Here is a 4,517-nt window from a genome sequence, read left to right on the forward strand (position 1 = left end):
GACAGCCGCTCGGCCAGCGCCGTGTCGAACGCCACCTCCGGCGAGACCGACTCGGGCGTCACCTCGACCTCGGTGCCGTCGCGCGAGGCGCGGTCGATCGCGCGCTTGGTGACGGCCTCGACGAGCGAGTCCAGCGTCGGGGTGTCCGCCGCCCGGGCGTCGAGCCAGCCGCGCACCAGCGAGGGGATCGCGTTGGTGGCGTTGGGCTCCACCGCGACGCGGGCCATGGTGGCGTGCGCGCCGGCCAGCCGGGCCTCCTTGTTGGCCGCCAGCACCGTGTAGGCGAACGTCAGCATCGGGTCGCGCCGGTCGGCCATCCGGGTGGTGCCGGCGTGGTCGGCGTCGCCGCGGAAGTCGATCCGCCAGCGGCCGTGCGGCCAGATGGCACTGGCCACCCCGACCGGCGCATCCAGCGCGCGGCCCTGCTCGATGTGCAGCTCGACCAGGGCCTTGACCGATCCGAGCGGCCGTTGCCCGGCCGGCCGGCCGCCCAACGCCTCGGCGAAGGTCACGCCGTCCTTGTCCCGCAGCGCGGCGGCGCGGCCAGGATCGATCGCACCGGTGAGCAGGCGGGAGCCGAGGCACGGCACGCCCCAGCGGCCGCCCTCCTCCTCGCAGAACGCCACGACGCCGACGTTCCGCGCCGCGACACGCCCGGCGGTGGCGACACGCGCGCCGCCGCCTCCCCCACCCCTGTTCTGGGAGGGCGCCACGCTAGACCCCGAGTACGACATTTCCCGGAGGCGGTCCACGGCCAGGAACGCGCTCACGATGCCCAGCGGCCCGTCGTAGCCGCCGCCGTGCGGGACCGAGTCGAAATGCGAGCCGGTCAGCACCGTCCCGTCGGCCCAGGGCTCGCCCGTCCACGCGAACAGATTGCCGTTGCCGTCCTCGGTCACCGTCATGTCGCGGCGGTCCGCCTGGTTGCGGAACCAGTCCCGCAGGACCAGCTCCGCGTCGCCCAGCGCGTACCTCAGATAGCCGCCGTCGTCGTGGCGGCCGATCGGCGCGATCTCGCGCCACAGCCCGGCGAAGCTCACGACTGCCGCATCGGGATCGTGACGTGCTCGGCGGCCGCCGACTCGTAGCCCGCGTCCACGTGCCGCAGGACGCCGGTCGCCGGATCGTTGGTCAGCACCCGTTCGATCTTCTGCCCGGCCAGCGCCGTGCCGTCGGCCACGCAGACCTGGCCGGCGTGGATCGACCGGCCGATCCCGACGCCGCCACCGTGGTGAATGGACACCCAGCTGGCGCCGCTCGCCGTGTTCACCAGCGCGTTCAGCAGCGGCCAGTCGGCGATCGCGTCGGATCCGTCGGCCATCGCCTCGGTCTCGCGGTAGGGCGAGGCGACCGATCCCGAGTCGAGGTGGTCGCGGCCGATCACGATCGGCGCTGATACTTCGCCGCGGGCGACCATGTCGTTGAACCGGACCCCCGCCTTGTCCCGTTCGCCGTACCCCAGCCAGCAGATCCGGGCCGGCAGGCCCTGGAACGCGACGCGCTCGCCGGCCATCCGGATCCAGCGCGCGAGCGGTTCGTTGTCGGGGAAGAGGTCGAGCACCGCGCGGTCGGTGGCCGCGATGTCGGCCGGGTCGCCGGAGGTCGCCGCCCAGCGGAACGGGCCCTTGCCCTCGGCGAAGAGCGGGCGGATGTAGGCGGGCACGAAGCCGGGGAAGGCGAACGCGCGGTCGTAGCCGGCGAGCTGTGCCTCGCCGCGGATCGAGTTGCCGTAGTCGAAGACCTCGGCGCCGGCGTCCTGGAAGCCGACCATCGCCTCGACGTGCCTGGCCATGCTTGCTCGCGCCCGGTCGGTGTACTCGTCCGGTTTGTCGGCGGCCAGCGATGGGTCGGTGTCGATGGGCACGTAGGACAGCGGGTCGTGCGCGCTGGTCTGGTCGGTCACGATGTCGATGGGTACGCCGCGCCTCAGCAGCTCGGGGAAGATCTCGGCCGCGTTGCCCACGACGCCGATGCTCCGCGCTTTCCGGTCCGATTTGTCCCGGAGGGCCTGCTCGACCGCGGTATCGAGATCGCCGGCGATCATGTCGAGGTAACGCGTGTCGACCCGCCGCTGCAGCCGGGTGCGGTCGACGTCCACGATCAGGCAGACGCCGTCGTTCATGGTGACCGCGAGCGGCTGCGCCCCGCCCATCCCGCCGCAGCCCGCGGTCAGCGTCAGCGTCCCGGCCAGCGTGCCGCCGAACCGTTTCGCCGCCACCGCCGCGAAGGTCTCGTAGGTGCCCTGCAGGATGCCCTGGGTGCCGATGTAGATCCACGAGCCGGCGGTCATCTGGCCGTACATGGTCAGGCCCAGCTTCTCCAGGCGGCGGAACTCCGGCCACGTCGCCCAGTCGCCGACGAGGTTCGAGTTCGCGATCAAAACCCGAGGAGCCCATTCATGGGTACGAAGGACGCCGACCGGCCGCCCCGACTGGACCAGCAGCGTCTCGTCGTCCGTCAGGTTGTCGAGCTCCCGCACGATGGCGTGGAACGACGGCCAGTCCCGCGCCGCGCGCCCGGTGCCGCCGTAGACCACCAGGTCCTCGGGGCGCTCGGCCACGTCGGGGTCGAGGTTGTTCATCAGCATCCGCTTGGCCGCCTCCTGCGGCCAGCCCTTCGCCGTACGCGTGCTCCCGCGCGGCGCCCTGATCTCCACCTGTGCCTCCCCTGAACCATCAGCCTGCGAACAGGTGCCGCCGCATGGCGGTCGCCTCGAACTCCTCCAGCCGGCGCTGCGCCGCCTCCGGCACCGCGTCGCACATCGCCTGCAACAGCACCATCGCCACCGCCATCGGCCCGGTGTGCAGGTCGAAGACCAGCCGGGTGCCGACCGCCGCGGGCAGCACGACGTCGGCGCGGTCGGCCACCGGGCTGACCGCCGAGTCGGTGATCGCCACCACCTTGAGGCCGGCCTCGCGGACCGCCTCCAGGGTCTCCCGCGGATAGCGCGGCAGCACCACTGCCAGCATGGCGGTCGCACCGGCCGCGCGGGCCTGATCGAGCCGGTCGAGCATCTGCGTGCCGCCGGCGTCGAGCACCCGCACGTCGGGGTGGACCTTCGCGGCGAAGTATCCGAAGTACGCCGCGAGCGGCGCGGCGGCCCGCAGCCCCAGCACGGGCAGCGGCCGGCTGCGCACCAGCAGATCGGCCGCCTGCCGCACCGGGCCGAGGTCGCCGAGCTGGTCGCGCAGGCGCTCCAGGTGACCGGCCTCGGCCCGCAGCGCGCGCTGCATCTCGTTCTCCTCGGCCGCGGGCGTCACCGTCGTGTCGACCAGCGACCGCAGCTCACGGCGCAGGGCGGGGTAGCCGGCATACCCGAGCGCCATCGCGAAACGGGTCACCGAGGGCTGGCTGACGCCGGCCAGGTCGGCGACCTCGGCCGCGGAGAGATAGGCCGCCCGGGCGGCGTGCTGGACGAGGCTGTGCGCGATCCGCCGCTGCGTCGGCGTGAGCCGGGCGCCTTGAAACAGATCGGTCACCCTGACGGCCGTGTCATTCACAGATGCAGACTATGCATGAAAACTTTCAGAGCACCAGACCCTCACCGCATGGTGCGAACGGCGGCGCGGGCCGAGACGCACGCGAAGTGTGGGGTCAGGCGACCGTGAACGCCCGGCGGAAGCGCTCCAGCGCCTCCTCCGGGTCGCCCGACGCCCAGCCCTCGAGACCGACGACGCCCTCGTATCCGAGCCGGTCGAGGGCGGCGGCGACGGCCGGGTAGTGGATCTCGCCGGTGCCGGGCTCGCGGCGGCCGGGCACGTCGGCGACCTGGATCTCGCCGACGTGCGGCAGCGCCCGCTCGACCAGCTCGACGAGATTCCCCTCGCCGATCTGGGCGTGGTAGAGGTCCAGGTTCATCCGCAGATGGGGGCTGCCGACGGCCTCGACCAGCGCCAGCGTGTCCGCCGCCGTCGCGAACGGCGTGCCCGGGTGGTCGACCGCGGTGTTGAGATTCTCCAGCGTGAAGACCCGGCCGGCGCGCTCGCCGAGCTCGGCCAGGCGGCCGAGGGTACGCGCGGCGGTGAGCCACATCGGCGGCGTGACCACGGCAGCGGGGATCACCGGCAGGCCCTTGTCGTCGAGGCCGGTCCCGTGCACGTTGAGGCGCGGGCAGTCGAGCCGCTCGGCGACCTCGAGCGACTGCCGGGCGGTGCGCAGCAGCTCCTCGGCGCCATCCGGGTCCGCGAGGGTGCCGGTCAGGTATCCGGTCATGGACGAGATCGTCGCGCCGGTCTTTGTGAGCGCGTCGATGTCCTTGGTCGCCCAGCCCCACATCTCGACCTCGAAGCCGAGCCGCGCGATGCGTTCGACGCGCTCGGCGAACGGCAGGTCCAGGAAGACCATCTCGGCGCACACGGCCAGGCGGTAGCCGCTCACTTGGCCACCTCGTCGATCCGCACCGGCCGGCCGGCGGCCACCGACGCGGCGGCGGCCAGCGCGATCGCGAGGGCAGCGCGGGCGTCCTCGCCGGTCACCGGTGGCGCCGTCCCGGTGTGGACCGCCTCGGCGAAGGCGAC

The 4,517-nt window shown here is 73.1% G+C and carries 4 protein-coding genes; all 4 read right to left on the reverse strand.

Features of this window, described 5'->3' with window-relative positions; translation table 11 throughout:
- Nucleotides 1-1,040: Zn-dependent hydrolase (locus tag AB0M20_RS28930; protein ID WP_364303475.1), on the reverse strand; the 1,040-nt coding region annotated here is incomplete at its 3' end.
- A complete protein-coding gene (hutU, locus tag AB0M20_RS28935; protein WP_364303476.1) occupies nucleotides 1,037-2,656 on the reverse strand; it encodes a urocanate hydratase in 1,620 nt (539 codons plus the stop codon). The genes hutU and AB0M20_RS28930, both read right to left, overlap by 4 nt.
- A 19-nt stretch (nucleotides 2,657-2,675) precedes the next feature.
- The gene (locus tag AB0M20_RS28940; RefSeq protein ID WP_364303477.1) at nucleotides 2,676-3,500 is read right to left on the reverse strand and encodes a MurR/RpiR family transcriptional regulator; all 825 of its coding nucleotides are present in this window, start codon (nucleotides 3,498-3,500) and stop codon (nucleotides 2,676-2,678) included.
- A gap of 94 nt (nucleotides 3,501-3,594) precedes the next feature.
- Nucleotides 3,595-4,377, reverse strand: a complete 783-nt coding sequence (locus AB0M20_RS28945) for a TIM barrel protein (protein ID WP_364303478.1) — start codon at nucleotides 4,375-4,377, stop codon at nucleotides 3,595-3,597.
- Between the last annotated feature and the right edge of the window lie 140 nt (nucleotides 4,378-4,517).

It is taken from the genome of Actinoplanes sp. NPDC051633 (genome assembly GCF_040681735.1).
Classification (GTDB): Bacteria; Actinomycetota; Actinomycetes; order Mycobacteriales; family Micromonosporaceae; genus Actinoplanes.